The sequence below is a fragment of the bacterium genome (genome assembly GCA_030652805.1).
Taxonomy (GTDB): Bacteria; JAHJDO01; JAHJDO01; order JAHJDO01; family JAHJDO01; genus JAHJDO01.
Window position 1 is genome coordinate 1 of the sequence record JAUSPT010000084.1, and the last position, 19,564, is coordinate 19,564.

Here is a 19,564-nt window from a genome sequence, read left to right on the forward strand (position 1 = left end):
AGGAGTTATCCACAATATGCACATAATTAACAAAAAGAAAAAGTTTGATCAAAAAGAAAAATTTACTACTACTAATCTTAACAAAATAGGACATTTCTAAATGTTTTAAAAGCGGACATTTCTAAATGTGGTTGACAAAACTCTTGACAAGATATTTTTAAAGGTATATATTGAAAATGGAAATCGTTTCCAATAAGGAGTAACATTTTATGCCGATGTCTCGTGGCTTTAGCCCAATGTGGTGGCATGGAAGATTTAGAGGGTACGGTTATAGGGTAACTGTACCAAGAGAAGCTATACTTGATATGCTCTCCAAATCTGATAAGCATTTGAGCGCAGAAGATATATACATGAAAGTCCACACTCGTTATCCTGCTATAGGATTGACAACAATTTACAGAACTTTGGAGCTTTTGATTAATATGGGCTTGATATTTAAATTTGATTTTGGAGATGGCAGGGCAAGATATGAATTGGCAGAAGGTCCTAGAGGAAGAAAACACCACCATCATTTAATATGTACAAATTGCAATAGAGTTATTGATTATACGGACTTCATAGATGATGAGATAGAACTTCTTGAGCGGACTGAAAAAGAGCTTTCAAAGAAATATAATTTTAAAATAACAAATCATCTTATTCAGTTTTATGGGTTATGTGAAAAATGTCAAAAGAAGAGGAGGTGATTAAAATGCCAGGTGGAGACGGAACAGGTCCAGGAGGAATGGGTCCAATGACAGGCAGAGCAGCAGGTTACTGCGCTGGTTACTCAGTGCCGGGTTATATGAATCCAATCGCAGGAAGAGGCCGCTTCGGTTATGACCTTGGTTTGGGTGGAGGTCGTGGTTTCGGCAGAGGTCGCGGCTTGGGACGAGGTTTTGGACTGCGTGGAGCTGCTTATGGTGGAGGCTATCCATATGCTCAGGAGATTACTCCTCAACAGGAAACAGATATGCTGAAAGAGCAGTCTAAAGCTATAGGAGAAGAACTGGAGGCCATTAATAAGCGAATCAGCGAGTTGAAATCAGCAGCCAAGGAGAGTAAATAGCTGATTGAGGAAGGTAAGTAGGGATAGATATATTATCGGTGTCTATCCCTGCTTATGTCAAATTAAGAAAGGATAGTGTGTTATGCCTACTTATGAATATGAGTATTTAATATGAAAACCTATTTAGATTGTATTCCCTGCTTTTTTAGACAAGCTCTTGATATGACAAGAATCACAGGTGTGGACGAAACTACACAAAAGAAAGTATTAAATGAGGTCTCTAAATTAATTCCCGATTTTCCATTGGATGCAAGTCCACCCAAAATGGGGAGGGAAATATATCGGATTGTAAAGGGAATAACAGGCAAAGATGACCCTTTTAAAAAGATTAAACAAAAAAGCAATAAACTAGTTTTAGATATTTACCTGAAGTTAAAGGAAAAGATTAGAAGTTCAGATGATAAGCTTTTAGCAGCGGTAGAGTTAGCCATTGCTGGTAATGTGATAGATTATGGAGTCAAGAACTCTCTGGATATTGACAAAGAGATAGAAAAGATTCTTGCCAAAGATTTTGCTGGATATAGAAAGGGTTCTAAATGCAACTTTGATTATCAGGAATTTAAGGATGTATTGAATAATGCTGGATCTGTTCTCTATCTGGGGGATAATGCTGGAGAGATTGTTTTTGACAAACTTCTAATTGAAGAATTAATCAAAATCTCATCAGATATAAAGATTGTCTACGCAGTAAGAGATAAGCCGGTTATTAATGATGTTTTGATAGAGGATGCTGTCAGCTGTGGTTTAGATAAAATAGTAGATGTCATATCAAGCGGCTGTGATGCTCCGGGTACTATTCTGGATCTTTGTTCAAAAGACTTTCTTGAGCTTTATAAGAATGCAGAACTAGTTATTAGCAAAGGTCAGGGAAATTTTGAGACATTAGCAGATGGGAACAGAGCGATATTTTTTCTATTTAAAGTGAAATGTCCAGTGATTGCAAGTCACACTGGTTTTAATCTGGGTGATATAGTTCTTAAAAAGGTATAATTATGAGAGAAAAAACAACTCAAGAAATACAGCAGGAAAAAAGATTAAAGGATAATATGAACAGGATAAAGCATAAGTTAATTGTCATCAGCGGAAAAGGAGGAGTTGGGAAAACCACAGTAGCAGTTAACCTTGCTTATGGCTTAGCAATGAGTGGGCACAAGGTTGGAATATTAGATGTGGATATTCATGGCCCGAATATCGCTAAGATGCTGGGTGTTGAGGGATCAAAATTAGCTGGCTCTCAATCAGGATGGATAGAGCCAATAGAAGTTTTACCCAATCTTAAGGCAGTGAGTATAGCATTTATGATTGACAGCCCTGATAAGCCTATTATTTGGCGGGGACCGCTTAAAATGATTACAATTAAACAATTTCTGAGCGATGTAAACTGGGGTAAACTTGATTATCTTATAATAGATTCTCCTCCAGGAACGGGAGACGAACCCTTAAGTGTTTGCCAGCTTATACCTGATATAGACGGAGCTATAATTGTTACTACACCGCAGGATGTGGCGATTTTAGATTCAAGGAAGAGTGTTTTATTTGCACAGACATTAAAAATGAAGGTTATTGGAATAATTGAGAATATGAGCGGATTTATTTGTCCACATTGCAAGGAAAGGACAGATCTGTTTAAATCAGGTGGAGGAGAGAAGTCTGCAAAAGAGTTAAAAGTACCATTTCTGGGAAGAATCCCTATAGAGCCGGAAATAGTAGCATCAGGAGATTCAGGCAATCCTTATATACATTTTCAAAAAAATACAGATACAGCTAAAATTATAAAAACAATATCTCGAAAGATAGAAGAATTTGTATCTGGAAAAGCAGCTGAGCGGGAGTAATTTTTGGAAGCGAAATTGTTAGAAAATCATAAAAGATATTTAGAAAGAATAAACTTTTATAAAGACTTCGGCTATGATGTTGAAGAGGAAAGAAAGTTTATCATAGAAAAAGCATGTCCTCTTTATGGTGGTATATTAGAGGTGGGAACGGGTAAGGGATATTTTGCTATTGAACTCGCCAAAGAGAGATATAATTTTACTAGTATAGATATTTCTGATGAGGAACAGGGATTCGCCAGACTCAATATAAAATATTTTGGCTTTGAAAAATATGTGGATTTCAGAATAGAGAATGCCGAAGGTCTAAGTTTTAAAGATTGCAGCTTTGATATAATATTTTCTATTAACACAATACATCACCTTATTCACCCGATTAAAGCCATAGATGAGCTAATAAGGATAGTTAGTTTTGAAGGGAAGATTGTCCTAAGTGATTTTAATGAGGCAGGTTTAGAAGTGGTAGATAAGATTCACGCCAGCGAAGGAAGAAAACATGAAGCAGGTCAAACGAATTTATCAGAGATAGCTATTTATTTGAAAAGCAAAGGATTTAATGTTCAAAAAGATAAAACTACGTTCCATAATATTGTTATAGCATATCAACAAACCATATAATTTTAATGGATAAGTAAAGCATAGCATGCAGGATTTAGTTAAAGATTTTTTAAAACAGAGGCGTTTTGCGGTAGTGGGCTCGTTTAGGAATGAGTCTAAATATGCCTATCAGATTCTAAAAACATTAAAAAAAAGAAAGTATAAGGTTTATCCAGTTAACCCTCATCTTAAGGAAGTTGATAACCTAATTTGTTATCCCAGCGTTAAAGATATTCCTATAGTTTGCGATGTTGCTAATATAATTACTCCGCCAAAGATAACTGAGAGAATCGTTCAAGAATGCAAAGAGAAAGGAATCACTAGAGTATGGCTTCAGCCGGGGGCTGAAAGCCATGAAGCTATAAAATTTTGCCAAGAGAATGACATTAAAGTTATTCATGGTCTTTGCGTTATGTTTGAAAAAATTTAGTTTCTCAGGAGTGAAGAAATGGCAGATTTTAAACAGATTGACGGAGCGCGAAAATTACTGGGATTGGAAGAATGTGCAACTTTGAAAGAGATAAAGAATGCGTATAGAAAACTTGCCTTTAAACACCATCCTGATAAATGCAAGGATGAAGAGAAAAAAAGGTGCGAGGAGATGTTTAAAAAGATAACTCATGCCAATGATATTATGATGAGCTATTGCGCTGGATATAAATATTCTTTTAAAGAAGAGGATGTAACAAAAGGGACAGCAGATAAAGAATTTTATGAGCACTTGAGGAGATTTTACGATGGATGGTTTGGGAATAAATAGTATCTTTGATAGATATTATAAGAAATACGATGCTTGGTATGATAAGCATGAATTTGTCTATTTGTCAGAGCTTGAAGCTATTAAGAAAGTTTTACCAAATAAAGGTAAAGGGTTAGAAATCGGCGTAGGCACAGGAAGATTCGCATCTTCATTAGGAATTAAATTTGGGATTGATTCTTCTAAAAAGATGCTTGCGATTGCCTCAAAAAGAGGAATAAATGTGAAATTGGGCAGGGGCGAGAAATTGCCTTATAAAGATTCGTTTTTTGACTACGTTGCCATTATAATCACATTATGTTTTGTCGACGATCCGCAGGAAGTTTTAGCGCAATCTTACAGAGTTTTAAAGGAAAACGGAAAGATTGCAATCGGCATAGTAGATAAAAACAGCTTTTTAGGTAAATTTTATCAGAGAAAGGAAAGTATATTTTACAAACAGGCGAATTTTTTCAGTGTCGGGGAAGTGACAGATTTGCTTAAAGAGGCAGGATTCAAAAGATTCTCTTATTATCAAACAATATTTGAACTTCCAGATAAGATAAATTCAATTGAGAACCCGCAAGATGGTTTTGGCAATGGCGGTTTTGTAGTAATATCAGGGAAAAAGATTACAGGAGAAAATTAAAAGGAGCATATTATGAATATAGCAATATCAAGTGGTAAGGGGGGAACAGGTAAAACTTTTGTCGCTACTAATATAGCAATTGCTTTTTCAAAAAAAGGAAAGAAGGTTTGTTATCTTGACTGTGATGTTGAAGAGCCGAATGGTCATCTTTTTCTCAAGCCTCGTATTGATAGAGAAGAAGATATCAGCTTACTGGCGCCTGTTGGGGTTGATAATGAGAAATGTATTAAATGCGGTAAGTGCCAGGATGCCTGTCGCTATAATGCAATAGCTGTAATAAAAGATAAGGTTCTATTCTTTCCTCAATTGTGTCATGTTTGCGGAGCCTGTAAGATTGTTTGTCCAGAGGATGCAATTATTGAAAAAGATAAGAAAATAGGGGTCCTGAAACATGGGAAAAGCGGCACAATAGATTTTCACTATGCGCTTCTTGAAACTGGTGAAGGAGGGATGTCTCCCAGATTGATTAAAAGAGTTAAAGAATGTGCTGGCAATGGAATAAATATACTTGATTCTTCTCCCGGGACTGCATGTCCTGTTGTGGAAACAGTAAAGGATGTTGATTTATGTGTGCTTGTTACAGATCCCACGCCTTTTGGGGTAAATGACCTGAAACTGGCTGTGGATATGTGCCGTAAGATAAATCGGGAACCGGTAGTCTTGGTTAACCGAGCTGAATATATGAACGATAATCTCAAAAAATACTGTAAGGAGCAGCAACTGGAACTTATAGGAGAGATTCCGGATGACAGGAGAATAGCAGAAGTCTATTCTGTAGGGGATATAGTTGTGGAGAAACTGCCTCAATATAAAAAGCTATTTGAGGATATTGCTGAGAGGATAGAGAAACTGGCGCAGAAAAAGAGAGTTGTTAAAAAAATACGTCTCTCTGTAGAAAAAGAGGAAGAAAAAACAGATGATAAAAAAACAGAAAAAGCCAAGCCTGCATCTTTTTCTGCCGCAAATAAACCAAAGGAATTAGTTATTATAAGCGGAAAGGGAGGAACAGGAAAGACTTCTTTGGCAGCTTCTTTTGTTGCTCTGGCTAAAAAGACAATAATATCCGACTGTGATGTAGATGCAGCTGACCTGCATCTGCTTTTAGCTCCGCAAATTAAAAAAAGAGGGAATTTTAGCGGTGGTGTGACTGCAGAAATAGATCCAGAAAAGTGTACTGGTTGTAATAGGTGTAAGGATGCATGTCGGTTTTTTGCTATAGAAAGCTACAACAGCGAGTCTGGAAAAGAGTTATGCCGTATTGATCCTGTTGCTTGTGAAGGATGCGGCGTATGTTATCTTGTGTGTAAAGATTCAGCTGTAAAGGTAGAAGATGCTATTAATGGAGAGTGGTTTGTTTCAGAAACAAGATTTGGACCAATGACTCATGCAAAACTCGGAGTAGCTGAAGAGAATTCAGGAAGGCTGGTTACATTGGTAAGGAATAAGGCGGCCGAATCTGCCGCTGAGGTGGAGGAAAATAAGCTAATAATAGACGGCGCTCCGGGAACTGGTTGTCCTGTAATAGCCTCTATAACTGGTTCAGATTATGCCTTAATTGTTACAGAGCCGACTGTATCAGGTATTCATGATATGAAGCGCATTCTTGATGTGACAAGACACTTTGGAGTTACCTCAGGAATTGTGGTAAATAAATATGACCTGAATATAGATATGACCGAGAAAATTAAAAATATAGCAAAAGACTATGATAGTGAATTCATTGGAACAATACCGTATGATAAAAGGGTGACTGAAGCCCAGATGAAGGCATTATCCATTATTGAGTATACAGAAGACGGAGCCGTTGTAAAAAGCATAAAACAGATTTGGAAAAAGATAAACTCTATTATTAACATAAATCAATAACAAGGAGGTAATCAAATGCCAAGAGGAGACGGAACAGGACCAGGAGGAATGGGCCCAGGAACAGGAAGAGGCAGGGGAGGTGGAGTCGGTGCAGGACAAGGCGGAGGACGCGGCAGAATGAGCGGCACACGTCCGGGAGCAGGTCCAAGCGGAAACTGTGTTTGTCCAAGCTGCGGGACAAAGGTCCCACATCAGGCAGGAGTCCCATGTTATAATGTCAACTGTCCCAAATGCGGGACAAAAATGGTCAGAGGATAGATTAAGAGTGACAAAAATTCTGCAAGTTAGACAAAAAATATTAAATAAAAAAGGGTATCAAAGTGGAAATCAAAGTAGATGATGCAAATTTTAAGCAGGAGGTATTAGAATCAGATATTCCTGTCCTTGTGGATTTTTGGGCAGAGTGGTGCGGCCCATGCCGTATGATTGCTCCTGCAGTTGAGGAGATAGCTGAAGAATACAATGGTAAGTTAAAAGTCTGTAAAGTAAATGTTGATGAAGCTCCAGGAACATCTTCAGAATACGGCATTATGAGCATACCTACTTTAGCTATCTTTAAAGACGGTGCTGTAGTAGACAAGGTTATAGGTGTAGTTCCCAAGACAGAACTTGTTTCTAAAATTACGCCTTATATTTGATTGCAGAAACCATAGAGAAGTGTGTGGTGATAGGTAGTTACAAAATTTAGAGTAGAAGATAAACAGAATTAAACTATAAGAGCCAAAGGAGAAAGACAATGGCAAAATTACCAGAAGCTGTCAGGAAAGCGATTGACAAACAGGATGTTTTCTCAGTTGCTACATGCAGTTCTGAAGGAGTTCCAAATGTTGTTTATGTTAGCTGGTTAAAAGTAATAGATGATGAAACTGTATTAATATCAGATAATTATTTCAGTAAAACACGCAGCAATATTTTGAGTAATCCAAAGATGGCTTTTGTTGTTAGCGATAAGGATAAAGGTTCATTTCAAGTAAAGGGAAGTGTTGAGCGATTGACGGATGGTCCAATGTTTGAAGAAATGCAGGAGTGGGTTCGTGATGATTTGCCAAGGGTTGCGGCTGTTGTTTTGCATGTGGCAGAAGTGTATAACGGAGCCAAACGGCTTATATAAAAAGGTTAATAAAAAAAGAAAGGTTAATGATGAAAACTTATGATGTGATTGTTATTGGCGGCAGCGCGGCAGGGATTCCTGCTGCTATTACGGCAAAGCGGCATTATCCGAATAAAAGCGTATTGCTTATACGTAAAGAGAATAAAGTATTAATACCGTGTGGCATTCCCTATATTTTTGGGACAGTCGGCACCCCTGACAAAAATCTCATACCTGATAAGGTACTTGAGCAGAATGGAATTAAGTTGCTCATCGACCCTGTTGTACATATAGACAATAAAAATTGTGTTGTTGAAACAAAAGCAGGTGAACAGGTGCGCTATAAAAAACTTGTTCTTGCTACTGGTTCTGAGCCAATGATTCCTCCAATACCCGGTATTGATAAGGGGAATATTTTTTCTATAAAAAAGGATGTTACATATCTAAATGATATGATTCATGCAATGGAGCATGCTTCCGATCTGGTAATAGTTGGATGCGGTTTTATTGGTGTAGAACTTGCAGAGGAGTGCAAAAAGAGAAAGGAAAACTTAAACATTACTATAGTTGAGATGATGCATCATTGCTTACAATTGGTATATGATAAGGACTTTTGTTTAAAAGCTGAGGAAACACTTATTGCTCAGGGCGTTAATCTTATGGTAGACGAGAAAGTAGAGTCTTTTACGGGCAATGATAAGGTAGAAGGGATTAAATTAAAAAGTGGAAAAGAAATTAAGTCAGATATGGTGATCCTTGGTATTGGCGCTGTTTCTAATATTGGACTGGCGCAGGAAATCGGATTGGAAATAGGACCTGCAAGAGGTATCATGGTAAACCGCTATATGCAGACAAGTGATCCAAATATTTTTGCGTGCGGTGACTGTACAGAAAAGGTTTCCTTCTTTGATGGAAAAGCTTCTACTCTCAAACTGGCGTCTATAGCTACAATGGAAGCGCGTATAGCAGGAGCCAATTTGTTTGCATCCAGCCGCTTGAATATGGGTGTTATAGGTGTATTCTCTACAACCTTAGGTGATTCTGCATTTGCAGCCGCCGGTCTGACTGAAGAACAGGCCCAAAAGCAGGGATATAATATTATTGTGGGAGAGAGCGAAGCAATAAACCGTCATCCTGGCGGTATGCCTGGCGCAGAGAATTTAAAGGTAAAATTAGTTTTTGAAGCAGGTACACAAATTATTTTAGGCGGGCAAATATGCGGAGCTAAGAGCGGCGGAGAACTTATCAATGCTATTAGCGCCTTTGTGCATCAACGAATGACTGCTAATGATATAGCCACGTTTCAAATGGGAACTCATCCAGCTCTTACTGCATCTCCAATTGCTTATCAGTTGGTAAATGCAGCGGAGATTGCAATTAAACAATTAAAAATGAAAAGGAGGTGATTAAGATGCGTGTAGCGATTTCAACAGATGGAGATTCTGTCTCAGCTCATTTTGGAAGGTGTCCATCTTACACGATTGTAGATATTGAAGATGGAAAGGTAATTAAGAAGGAGGTTGTTGACAATCCAGGGCATGTGCCTGGTGCTATACCTCAGTTTCTTCATGAAAAGGGAGTTGAGTGTATTATAGCCGGAGGAATGGGAGCAAGAGCTGTGGGCTTTTTTGATGAATTCGGTATTAAGCCAATTGTAGGTGTGCAGGGGAGAATAGATGAGATCATTGAAAAACTAATCAAAGGCGAGCTTAAGGGAGGGGCAAGCTTGTGCAAGCCTAGTGCTGGCAAAGGATATGGCATAGACAAGACTCTATGTGATCATCCAGATGAAAACAAATGAATGTAACCAACAAAGGAGATGAGATTATGAAAATTTGTATAACTTCACAAGGAGATAATTTAGATTCGCAGGTTGACCCAAGGTTTGGGAGATGTCAGTATTTTATTATTACAGATACAGAAACTTCAGAGTTTGAAGCAGTTCAGAATCCGAATTTATCCGGTATGGGCGGAGTCGGCATTCAGTCAGCTCAATTTATGGCAGAAAAACAGGTAAAGGCAGTTTTGACAGGGAATGTTGGCCCAAATGCTTTTCAAGGGTTACAAGCAGCAGGTGTAGAGATAATAACGGGTGTATCCGGCAATATTAAAGAAGCGATAGAAAAATACAATAAAGGTGAACTTAAAGCAACTCAGGGACCAAGTGTAAATTCAAAATTTGGCACGGGGAAATAATAAATGAGTAAAGATTTTAATCATCTCGTTGATAAATTACAGGAATGTGTGATTAAGGATGCAAGTAAGATTTATTCAGAGCAGGTAATTAAGCAGTTTACTCATCCACAGAATGTTGGGAGGATGAACGACCCGGACGGTGCCGCTACAATAAAAGGACCATGTGGAGATACAGTAGAGATTTACCTGATAATAAAGAATGATGAAATTACAGAATCTCTGTTTTTTACTGATGGATGTGGTGCAACAATAGCTTGTGGGTCAATTACAACACGGTTAGCAAAAGGGAAAACTATTAATGAGGTGTTAAAAATTTCTCCTGCAGATATTATAGAGGAACTGGGTGGGCTTCCTGGGGAGAACTTACATTGTGCAATTCTGACAGTGAATACCCTGCATAAGGCAGTCGCAGATTATTTACTGAAGAAGAGTAATAGCTGACTACGATTTTTCTTGAGTTTTAATATTAAATCAGTAAAACTATACTATATATGACTAAAGAAGAAATAACAGCCCTTATATCGTCTTTTGTTAATCTGATATTAACAGTTATAAAGTTTTGTCTGGCTATATATACAGGCAGTATAGCTTTGCTTGCTGAAGCATGGCACTCATTATCTGATATATTTTCGTCATTTATGGTTTTTGCTGCCATCAGGGCAGATAGAATAGGCAGTATATCAGAAGAAAGGGCAACTCAATCTCAGGAGATCTATCGCGACACAGGTTCTATTTTTAAAGATGAAGACTCACACCAAAAAGAAAAGCACTCATTAGCAGGTAAACGGTTCTTCACTGGACTAGAGGAAAAAGTTGCTGTTGGAATAGGTCTTTTTCTTATTTTTGCATCATACAAGATTTTTATGAAAGTAATTCATCCTGAGACTATTGCTATTCGAAATCCAGTTCCAGCAGCTTTGGTTATATTAATATTAGCTCTATTTTCATATCTTTTATTTAGATTTGAAGTATATGTTGGAGAAAAAAGCAAATCTCCGGGACTTGTAGCGGATGGTTATCACTCAAAAATAGATATGTTTGCTTCAATGCTGGTATCTGTGGCGCTTGTAAGCGAACACATCGGATTTCGTATAGATAAGATAGCAGCCGTCGTTATTTGCGCAGCTATACTTATACATGCTCTACATGTGCTTACAAGAGCTTTAAAAGCATATATTCATCCGCAAGGAAAAACCTATCTAAAGGGTGCTCAACCGCACGAAGACATATTAGTGGTATTTATTAAGGAGAAGCTCCCTTTATTGATAAATCGTTTATATGACGCATTATCTAGGAAATTGCATCTGACTGGCAATTATAATCAGAATAAAAAGATATTAAATAAGATCATAACAATTGTAGTTTTAATAATTGTTGCCGGTATATATTTTTCTTCAGGGATATATATGCTGAAGCCCTATGAAAAAGCAATTGTGGAGCGCTTTGGTAAACCCCTGAATATTACGAAACCTGTTTTGCCTGGTCTTCATTATGCGCTTCCTTTACCTATTGACAGGATTAACAGAGTGGATACTGAGAGAATAAGGCGAATAAGTATTGGCTATAAAGCTAGTAAAGACTATCAGTTAATATTATGGACAAATGTTCATTATAAAGAAGAACTGCCTTTTTTAACAGGAGAGAACAGTTTTCTAGGTCTAACTATGAATGTGCATTACAAAGTTAAAGATATATATGCCTTTTTATACAAAAATTCATCCCCAGAGGATTTAATGATGCAGCTTGCCAATACCGTATTGACGAACACTCTATCAAAAAGAGCCTTCTTTCCAACAATCACTGTTGACAGGGAAAGACTTGAAGAGGAAATTCTCGAAACTCTCCAGACGAAACTTGACGAATTTAAAACAGGAATATGGATAGAAGGCATACACTTTAGAGACATGCATCCTCCTACAGATATTGCTCCTGCTTTTGAGGATGTTGTAAGCGCTCAGGAGGATTATGAAACATACATTCATAAAGCAAAAGGCTATGAAAATAAAGTAATTCCTCATGCTAGAGCCACAAAGATTAAAATGAAAAACGAAGCCATTGCTTACAGAAATAATGTGCTGGCAAAGAGCAATGGAGAAGCTGGAAGGTTTCTCGATCAGCAGGCTGCATATAGAAAGCATCCTGATATTACGGAAACCCGTCTTTATATAGAAGGAATGGAAGAAATTCTACCTGACGTCCAGAAGTTTATTATATGTCCTAAAGAAGGAGAAAAGATTCCTGACATCTGGTTTTTCCAAGGTAATCAATCAGGGATTTCCACAATAATTAGAGAGGAGAAATAACAAATGAAAGCAGGAAATAGGTTTTTAATAATAATGCTTGTAGTTGTTGTAGGTCTATCATTTTTAGTCTTCTACAAGGTTGATGAGAGAGAACATGTTATCATTACTCAGTTTGGACACCCTGTTAAAACTATCGGGAATCCGGGCCTTTACTATAAATGGCCTGACCCTGTTCAAACAGTTAACAGATTTGAAAAAAGACTAATGCTTTATAGAACCAGATTGATTGAATATCTTACACAGGATAAAAAAAATATAATTGTGCAGTGTTTTGTATGCTGGAGGATTGATAATCCGTTAGAATTTTTTCAGGCAGTTGGAAATAATATAAATGCCGCAAAAAAGATCGATGATATTATTTGCGCTCAGCTTGGAAGCGTTCTGGGTAATTATGAAATATCGTCAATAATATCAACAAAAAAAAATGCTGTAAAAATCAAGGAGATAGAGAAAACTATAACAAAGAATAGCAACAAAAAAACTATAGATTCTTATGGCATTGAAATAAAAGAAATAGGGATATGTCGGCTTGCATTGCCTCAGGATAATGTTGAAAGCGTGTATAAAAGAATGAAGTCTGAAAGAGAATCAATTGCAAACAAATACCGCGCAGAAGGCAGAGAAAAGGCAGATATAATAAGATCTGAGGCTAATAAAATTCAGAGTGACATACTGTCTGAAGCCTATAAAGATGCTGAGATTATAAAGGGAGAGGGAGATGCCGCTGCTACAAAAATATATGCAGAAGCTTTTGAAAAGGATCCTGCGTTTTACAGGTTTATGAGAACTTTAGAATCTTACAAAAGGATAATTGATGACAAAACTACAGTTGTTCTCTCATCCAAATCCGATCTATTTAAGTATCTCAATAAAAAGACAAATGAGGATAGTAAATAGTGCATAAAGACCGCAAAAATCTTATTGAACTAAAAAAAGATGTTCTATCTGCCCTTGCGACAGATATACATAAGCTATATCGCTGGTTTGCTGTATTACTATTCGGAATATACATGCTATCGGGCATATATATTGTAAAGACAAATGAAGTTGGACTTGTCAAGCGATTTGGGAAAGTAATACGGGAGAATGTTGAGTCCGGCATTCATTATCGTATGCCATGGCCAATAGACGAAGTTGATAAGGTGAAGATCAAAGAAGTTATGAGAACAGAACTTTCGTTTTGGTCGGATAAGATAGATAAAGACACACTTCCGTCTTACTGCATAACAGGGGATAAAAATATAGTTCATCTTAAGATGATAATTAATTATCAAATAAAAGAGCCAAAGAAGTTTTTATATAGAATTTATAACTCAGATAAGATCCTTGAGAATTCCATGTATTCAGCCATAATCGAGGCAATTGCTAAAGTAAATGTTGATGATGTTCTTACTACAGCTAAGTATAGATTTCAGCAGGATACTATGCGTTTATGTCAGGAAAGGTTGGATTTTCTGGGAACTGGTTTAGAGATAAAGTCAGTAGAACTTAAAAATATAGAGCCTCCATCAGAAGTTCTTCCAATGTTCAAAGATGTAGTCAACGCCAGAGAAGACGCTTCAACTATGATTCATGATGCAGAATCATATTCTAACAAGATCATTCCAAATGCGCAGGCAGAGGCTGCAAAAACAATCAGTCAGGCGCAGGCGTATAAGATAAAGAAGACAGCCTATGCGCAGGGAGAGACAAATAAATTCCTGAAGATATTAGAGGAGTATAAGAAAGCAGAGGATATTACAGAGTTTAGGTTACATGTGGAGACGTTGGAGAAAGTCATGCCTAAAGCAAAAAAATATATCACTGATTCACACACAAATGGCAAGGAAATAGCAAATACCAAGTTTTTTATAAACTCTGAGGGCAAGTAATCTATTCTTTTCCCCGTTCCCATTTATCTATAAAATTCTTAGCTTTCTTATTTTCTGGAAATAACCTGAGAACTTGTTTGTAACAATCTATTGCCTTTTGTGTATGTCCTTGAAATTTATGTGAGAAAGCAAGGAATCTGAGTATGCCTGCTTTATCATATTCATCCATTTTGGCCTGCGATTTGAGGGCCCTCTCAAAATAGTATTGAGCTTTTTTATAATCCTTTAACTTTGAAAAATAGACTATTCCCATTTCCTCAGATATTTGGTAGCTATCCGGATTATTTTTGATCCCCTCTGCCATAAATTTAATCGCTTCATCTAATTTCCCAAGCCTGAACGCAAGCCAGTATCCTCCAACAGCGTACGCTCTCACATGATGGGGATTGAATATAGTTGCAAGCTTGAACCATGGCATAAGCTCATCCTCTCTTTTGCTGTGCAAATGCTCTGTAATATTCGGCTTGAGATTGTATTCAAGCTTAGCAAATAATTTGTCTAATCTGTTATATTTCAATTTATGTCTGTGCTCAATTTCTTTGTGATTATGTTCATGTTTGTGTTGTGTATGCCCTCCCATGTCTGCCTCTTCTAAAATATGACAATGTCCATGTTCAGTTACTCCCTTATGAAGATATTCATCGGTTTTTAGCCATAATAGATCTGCGGAACCAGAAAAGACGCCACCTAAAATTTTACTTACAATTTCTCCACCCGGAATAACAGAAGTGCTTTGGGCTGTATCCTCTGCAGAATAATGATATAGCTGGAGAGGGATTTGAAGCAGTATAACAGCAAGCAGTAATAGAATTAAAAATATAATTTTGGGCATAATCCCTTAATCCTTACCACTTAATCCTAGTTACAATTGCTTTCTCTGAAACTTCAATGTACCTATTAGTAGAAAGATAGATATATAAACAAGAGCGTATATCATCACTGTTATTATTACCCATGCTGGTACCGGTGACCACTGATGAACTATCTTTTTTGATAAGTCAAAGTAATCAAGATGAGGCAGAATATAATTAATAGACTTGAGAATCCAGGCCAGGAATGCTCCGCACTTATCAAGCACATCTGAGATAGCTTTGCCGATCCAATGTCCCAGAATAAAATAAAGGATAGAAACCGTAACATTTGCGGCATTTGTCATAAAAGCTGACAGACATATAACAATAGAGGACATGAGCATTAACTGAAGAATATGCAGGAATATCCCCTGTATTAAAATACCCGATACACTACTCCCTTTAGAAAACAGGAGAATAATAAATATTCCCTCAAAAACCAAAAAACATAATATAGAAATAATAGAGGTTCCAAGCCATTTTCCTATAATAAATTCAGATCTTTTTAGAGGTTTTGCCATTAACGGATAAATTGTGCGGCTGTTTAGCTCAGTGGGTACCTGTCTTGCTCCAACAACAACAGCGATAATTACAGTTATATAGGTAATGATGAGAAAGGATAATTCTATAAAATACTTTACTAACCCTGTCAGAGAGAAAAAACTTGCCATTGCAACTATGGACATCATTGCAATAGATAGAATAAATAAAACATATATTTCTTTCTTTCTAATAGATTCCTCAATTACATTTTTCGCAATAATCCATGCAGCTCTCATGCTCTTTTATCCTTTATCATCCTGATGAAAATATCTTCCAATACAGTTTGCTTTGTATCAATTTTACCAACAATTTGGTCTAGCTTCTCAGTCTTTAGAATTTGTCCTCTGTCAATTATTCCCACTCTGTCACAAATCAGTTCTACTTCTGAAAGCTCATGTGAGCTAAAAAATATGGTTTTACCTCTATTCTTGAGTTCTAAGATAATATCGCGTATTTCTCTTTTACCAATTGGATCAAGACCTGAATTAGGTTCATCCAGTATCAGAACTTCAGGATCATTTATAATGGCTTGTGCAAGTCCAAGACGCTGGCTCATGCCTTTTGACAGGTTTCGGATAGGAGTATTTTTTTTCTCTGTTAATCCAACAGTTTCCAGAACAGAATCTATTCTGTTGTTTAATATGGTTTTGTCTATACGAAATAATTTCCCGTACATTGCGAGAATCTTGAAAGGCGTAAGAAATGGATAATAATAAGCTATCTCTGGTAAATATCCAATTCTAAACCTGTTTTTTAATGAAGAGGACTTTTCAGCGAATATAAGTGCTTCTCCATTAGTAGGATGCATAAAACCTAACAGGATATTGATAGTTGTTGTTTTTCCCGCGCCATTAGGTCCTATGAATCCAAATATTTCCCCCTTATAAGCAGACAGAGTTATACCTTTTAGGGCAACAGTTCTTTCTTTGCCTGTCCTGTACTCTGCATGAAGATTCCTGATTTCTATTATTGGTTCCATGGTTTTTAACTTTCGCCAAATCTGAATATAAACATACTGAAATTTTAGAATATTGTCAATTATCCATTATTTTACTTATGTCAAGGACATTACCTTGGGCTTTTCTTGTGTCATTCTACCTTAAAGATAGGGGTACTTCTAACCAGTGGGATTCCATAAGAGATTTATTACTTAGAATTTCTTTTGTACCTCCATAGGCGGCTATTTTGCCTTTATCCAGTACAACTACTTTATTGCAAATATCTAAAATCAATTCTAGATCATGGCCAGAAATTATCTTGGTAACTCTTATACCTCTAAGTACTTCCATTAGATGTCGTCTTGACCTCGGGTCTAAATTACTTGAAGGCTCATCTAAAACTAGAATTTCTGGGTTCATTGATAAAACAGTAGCTAAAGATATCCTCTTTTTTTCACCAAAACTTAGATGATGAGATACCCTGTTAATTGAGTCTAACATATCTACTTCTTTCAAGGCTTTTTTGACAGATGAATTAATTTCTTCTTTTTCTTTTCCTATATTAACTAATCCAAAGGCAACATCATCAAAAACAGTGGGCATAAAGAGTTGATCTTCTGGATCCTGGAAAACCAAGCCGACTTTACTTCTAATGAAATCTAAATTCTTATCAGTTATTTCTAATCCCATAATCTCTACTTTGCCACTTCCCCCTAAGATCCCATTTAAATGAAGAAGCAGAGTAGATTTTCCTGCACCATTTGGTCCAATCAAACCAATAGATTCTCCTTCAAAGATGCTTAAGTCCACTCCTCGGAGCGCCTTCGTGCCGTCTGAATAGGTATATTTTAAGCCTTTTATTTTTATCATCTCTTTCATAGCATGTGCCCTGTAAGATGTAACATGACTGCCATGATTATAATTAACGATGCCTTAAGAAAATCATTGTTTGAGAGTTTAAATTCATCCAGAGTCTTTATGCTTCCCTTGTATCCTCTTGAGACCATGGCATTATACATTCGCTGTGTTCTTTCAAAAGCTCGAATAAACAGCATCCCTATCAAATTGCCTGTTATCTTCAGGGTATGGATATTTGTTCCTCTCTTAAACAATCTTGCTTTAGCAGCTGTTGACATTTTCGCTAGTTCTCCCAACAGGACAAAGATATAACGATATGTAAACATAACTAGTTGAATTAATTTATTAGGGAATTTAAGTCTTTGAAGCGCCTTTATAGTCTTATGAAATTCCATTGTTCCAATCATAGGGAAAATAATCATACAAATACTTATTGCTCTTAAAGCTATTAAGGAAGAGAGTCTCAATCCCTCATGAGAAACACCTATAACACTCAGAATAATAGTCTTCTGACCGGGAACAGTCAAAGGCATAATAATAAAGAAAAATAGGACAGAAAGAATTACCCATCTTAAATGTTTTAGCACAAAAGAAAATGGAATCCTGGATAGAAAGAGAAGAATTATAGCCAAAATGAGTCCTAAAGAAGCAGATAAGAGATTAGGAAGTAGAGCGATAGATAAAATCAAAAAAGAAAAGGAAATAAGCTTAACTCTTGGATCCCAGGAATGAAACACAGATTTAAGATGTGCGTATTTATCAATCTCTGGAAGATGCATTTTTTTTGTGGTTATCCTTATTTTTCCCGAGGAAGTATGCGATAATTCCCATAATGCCCAAAATATATCCTATGCCACCTATTACCTCCCTGAAGGATACTTTCTTCTGCTGTGTCTTTGCGAGCTCCCTCATAATCGGCTTTAATTTTTTATCAAGAGAACTGTTGATAATCATTTCGATTTGGTCTAAATCAACTTGTGAGATCTCTTCGACTTCGGACTCTTTAGGTTTTGGCTCTTGCAGTCTTTGCTCAAGCTTTATTTCAGGCAATTCATCTTTTGAGAGGGCATATGAATTTTTATGACCCATGGAGGCAATAAGGACTATTTTTAAGTCGTCTTTCTTGGGAGGTTTAAAATTAAACTGTCCCTCTTTATTGCTCTTACCCTCCAGCAATCTTTTCCCCTGACTGTCGTACACCTCAATTAGACCGCCTTCTACCTTTCTTCCATCTGGGAAATAACTCTCGGTATAGACCGTATCACCTTCTACATACGCAAAAATATTTACCTTATGGGCAAAGGCAGAAGTAGTAAAGAGTGAAGAGTAAAGAGTGAAAAGCAGAAATATAATTTTGATTTTTGATTTTTGATTTTTGATTTTCATTTCATGTCTCTTGTCCTAACCCAATAAACAGCACCGATTTCAATGGATTTATCTTTTCCGCCAGGGTCTTTCATTGTCCATGAAGCTTCATTCAGTGCAGCAAAACCCCACCAGCCGGCCTTGGGCATAGCGTATGAAAACACACCATTTGCATCAGCCTTGACTACCTGCGTGATATATGGATCAGCAGGAGGTTTTATCTTACCATCTTCGTTGTAATATTCCACTTCTACCTCTGCAAAAGGGACAGGTCTTCCCTTTACCTTTACCATCCCAGTGAATACATTTCCTGTCCAAAGTCCATATGGTCTAGTTAATGGCACAATCTCTGTCTCTAGCCCAATTTCTCCATCCCAGCCTTCTTCAAGTCCCAGTGCATTCACACATACCTTAGTATAGTGAATAATGTAACAGTCTTCTGCCGGCTCCCAGTACGGTTTGGGCTCGACATAAAATGTGTAGTCTCCAGGCCTCCTGATTTTATACATAGTTTCCCAGTAGGTAAAATCTTTCGTCTGGTCAATCCATCTTCCTTTCTTGGACTGGAGAGTCGGAAGCAGAGACACATTCTTGCCACCAACTCTTACTCCAAAGTTCACTGGTTTTTCCATTTCCATGTAATGCCCTTCCATTGGGTGAATGAACTTTATATCTAATTTAATGTATAGGAATTTCAATGTTAGCGATCGTCAATAATAATATCCTCTCCTGGAGCGAAAAAGTAGACATTTTTACCTTCAGTATGTTCAAAGATACGTTCCATTACTGTATTGGGGTCAAGATTCTTGATTTTAGGTTTA

26 protein-coding genes are annotated in these 19,564 nt (G+C 37.0%); 19 read left to right on the forward strand and 7 right to left on the reverse strand.

Annotated elements, in window-relative coordinates; all coding sequences use genetic code 11:
• Window positions 1-209: 209 nt before the first annotated feature.
• From Q7J67_08265 to hflK (Q7J67_08355), 19 genes are all read left to right on the forward strand, one after another.
• A complete protein-coding gene (locus Q7J67_08265; protein ID MDO9465274.1) occupies window positions 210-686 on the forward strand; it encodes a Fur family transcriptional regulator in 477 nt (158 codons plus the stop codon).
• 5 nt (window positions 687-691) lie between these two features.
• Window positions 692-1,048, forward strand: a complete 357-nt coding sequence (locus tag Q7J67_08270; protein MDO9465275.1) for a DUF5320 domain-containing protein — start codon at window positions 692-694, stop codon at window positions 1,046-1,048.
• 111 nt (window positions 1,049-1,159) lie between these two features.
• The gene (locus Q7J67_08275) at window positions 1,160-2,038 is read left to right on the forward strand and encodes an ARMT1-like domain-containing protein (GenBank protein MDO9465276.1); all 879 of its coding nucleotides are present in this window, start codon (window positions 1,160-1,162) and stop codon (window positions 2,036-2,038) included.
• A gap of 2 nt (window positions 2,039-2,040) precedes the next feature.
• The gene (locus tag Q7J67_08280; GenBank protein ID MDO9465277.1) at window positions 2,041-2,883 is read left to right on the forward strand and encodes an Mrp/NBP35 family ATP-binding protein; all 843 of its coding nucleotides are present in this window, start codon (window positions 2,041-2,043) and stop codon (window positions 2,881-2,883) included.
• A 3-nt stretch (window positions 2,884-2,886) separates the two neighbouring features.
• Complete coding sequence (locus tag Q7J67_08285; GenBank protein ID MDO9465278.1) at window positions 2,887-3,498, forward strand: class I SAM-dependent methyltransferase; 612 nt, start codon at window positions 2,887-2,889, stop codon at window positions 3,496-3,498.
• Between the two features lie 25 nt (window positions 3,499-3,523).
• Entirely contained in the window at window positions 3,524-3,907 is a 384-nt protein-coding gene (locus Q7J67_08290; GenBank protein ID MDO9465279.1) for a CoA-binding protein, read from the forward strand.
• An 18-nt stretch (window positions 3,908-3,925) separates the two neighbouring features.
• On the forward strand, window positions 3,926-4,237 hold the full coding sequence (locus Q7J67_08295) for a J domain-containing protein (GenBank protein MDO9465280.1): 312 nt from the start codon (window positions 3,926-3,928) through the stop codon (window positions 4,235-4,237).
• The gene (locus Q7J67_08300; protein ID MDO9465281.1) at window positions 4,215-4,862 is read left to right on the forward strand and encodes a class I SAM-dependent methyltransferase; all 648 of its coding nucleotides are present in this window, start codon (window positions 4,215-4,217) and stop codon (window positions 4,860-4,862) included. The genes Q7J67_08295 and Q7J67_08300 overlap by 23 nt, the downstream gene beginning before the upstream one ends.
• A gap of 12 nt (window positions 4,863-4,874) precedes the next feature.
• A complete protein-coding gene (locus Q7J67_08305; protein ID MDO9465282.1) occupies window positions 4,875-6,728 on the forward strand; it encodes a P-loop NTPase in 1,854 nt (617 codons plus the stop codon).
• Between the two features lie 15 nt (window positions 6,729-6,743).
• On the forward strand, window positions 6,744-6,986 hold the full coding sequence (locus Q7J67_08310; GenBank protein ID MDO9465283.1) for a hypothetical protein: 243 nt from the start codon (window positions 6,744-6,746) through the stop codon (window positions 6,984-6,986).
• Window positions 6,987-7,042: 56 nt separating this feature from the next.
• Window positions 7,043-7,366, forward strand: a complete 324-nt coding sequence (gene trxA / locus Q7J67_08315) for a thioredoxin (GenBank protein MDO9465284.1) — start codon at window positions 7,043-7,045, stop codon at window positions 7,364-7,366.
• Between the two features lie 98 nt (window positions 7,367-7,464).
• On the forward strand, window positions 7,465-7,839 hold the full coding sequence (locus Q7J67_08320) for a pyridoxamine 5'-phosphate oxidase family protein (protein ID MDO9465285.1): 375 nt from the start codon (window positions 7,465-7,467) through the stop codon (window positions 7,837-7,839).
• A gap of 26 nt (window positions 7,840-7,865) precedes the next feature.
• The gene (locus Q7J67_08325) at window positions 7,866-9,224 is read left to right on the forward strand and encodes an FAD-dependent oxidoreductase (GenBank protein ID MDO9465286.1); all 1,359 of its coding nucleotides are present in this window, start codon (window positions 7,866-7,868) and stop codon (window positions 9,222-9,224) included.
• 5 nt (window positions 9,225-9,229) lie between these two features.
• Entirely contained in the window at window positions 9,230-9,619 is a 390-nt protein-coding gene (locus Q7J67_08330; protein ID MDO9465287.1) for a NifB/NifX family molybdenum-iron cluster-binding protein, read from the forward strand.
• A gap of 26 nt (window positions 9,620-9,645) precedes the next feature.
• Window positions 9,646-10,014, forward strand: a complete 369-nt coding sequence (locus Q7J67_08335) for a NifB/NifX family molybdenum-iron cluster-binding protein (GenBank protein MDO9465288.1) — start codon at window positions 9,646-9,648, stop codon at window positions 10,012-10,014.
• A 3-nt stretch (window positions 10,015-10,017) separates the two neighbouring features.
• Window positions 10,018-10,455 (forward strand): iron-sulfur cluster assembly scaffold protein, encoded by a 438-nt coding sequence (locus tag Q7J67_08340; protein ID MDO9465289.1) that lies wholly within the window; start codon window positions 10,018-10,020, stop codon window positions 10,453-10,455.
• Between the two features lie 50 nt (window positions 10,456-10,505).
• Window positions 10,506-12,317: an FtsH protease activity modulator HflK gene (gene hflK / locus Q7J67_08345; protein ID MDO9465290.1), complete on the forward strand. Its 1,812-nt coding sequence runs from the start codon at window positions 10,506-10,508 to the stop codon at window positions 12,315-12,317.
• Window positions 12,318-12,320: 3 nt separating this feature from the next.
• Window positions 12,321-13,214 carry a protease modulator HflC gene (hflC, locus tag Q7J67_08350; protein MDO9465291.1) on the forward strand — a complete coding sequence of 298 codons (894 nt, stop codon included), beginning with the start codon at window positions 12,321-12,323 and terminating at the stop codon, window positions 13,212-13,214.
• Window positions 13,214-14,188: an FtsH protease activity modulator HflK gene (gene hflK / locus Q7J67_08355; protein MDO9465292.1), complete on the forward strand. Its 975-nt coding sequence runs from the start codon at window positions 13,214-13,216 to the stop codon at window positions 14,186-14,188. Before hflC ends, hflK (Q7J67_08355) begins: the two co-directional genes overlap by 1 nt.
• 1 nt (window position 14,189) lies before the next feature.
• Here hflK (Q7J67_08355) and Q7J67_08360 read toward each other — a convergent pair whose 3' ends face one another.
• The 7 genes from Q7J67_08360 to Q7J67_08390 all read right to left on the reverse strand — a co-directional run bounded on the left by Q7J67_08360 (window position 14,190) and on the right by Q7J67_08390 (window position 19,375).
• Window positions 14,190-15,020 carry a tetratricopeptide repeat protein gene (locus tag Q7J67_08360; protein ID MDO9465293.1) on the reverse strand — a complete coding sequence of 277 codons (831 nt, stop codon included), beginning with the start codon at window positions 15,018-15,020 and terminating at the stop codon, window positions 14,190-14,192.
• A gap of 30 nt (window positions 15,021-15,050) precedes the next feature.
• Entirely contained in the window at window positions 15,051-15,818 is a 768-nt protein-coding gene (locus Q7J67_08365; protein MDO9465294.1) for an ABC transporter permease subunit, read from the reverse strand.
• Entirely contained in the window at window positions 15,815-16,561 is a 747-nt protein-coding gene (locus Q7J67_08370) for an ABC transporter ATP-binding protein (GenBank protein MDO9465295.1), read from the reverse strand. Before Q7J67_08370 ends, Q7J67_08365 begins: the two co-directional genes overlap by 4 nt.
• Window positions 16,562-16,676: 115 nt before the next feature.
• Window positions 16,677-17,399, reverse strand: coding sequence for an ATP-binding cassette domain-containing protein (locus Q7J67_08375; protein ID MDO9465296.1), 723 nt, complete (start codon window positions 17,397-17,399; stop codon window positions 16,677-16,679).
• The gene (gene cbiQ / locus Q7J67_08380) at window positions 17,396-18,157 is read right to left on the reverse strand and encodes a cobalt ECF transporter T component CbiQ (protein MDO9465297.1); all 762 of its coding nucleotides are present in this window, start codon (window positions 18,155-18,157) and stop codon (window positions 17,396-17,398) included. Before cbiQ ends, Q7J67_08375 begins: the two co-directional genes overlap by 4 nt.
• Window positions 18,138-18,764: a hypothetical protein gene (locus Q7J67_08385; protein ID MDO9465298.1), complete on the reverse strand. Its 627-nt coding sequence runs from the start codon at window positions 18,762-18,764 to the stop codon at window positions 18,138-18,140. Before Q7J67_08385 ends, cbiQ begins: the two co-directional genes overlap by 20 nt.
• Window positions 18,761-19,375: a DUF4198 domain-containing protein gene (locus Q7J67_08390; GenBank protein ID MDO9465299.1), complete on the reverse strand. Its 615-nt coding sequence runs from the start codon at window positions 19,373-19,375 to the stop codon at window positions 18,761-18,763. The genes Q7J67_08385 and Q7J67_08390 overlap by 4 nt, the downstream gene beginning before the upstream one ends.
• Window positions 19,376-19,564: the final 189 nt, after the last annotated feature.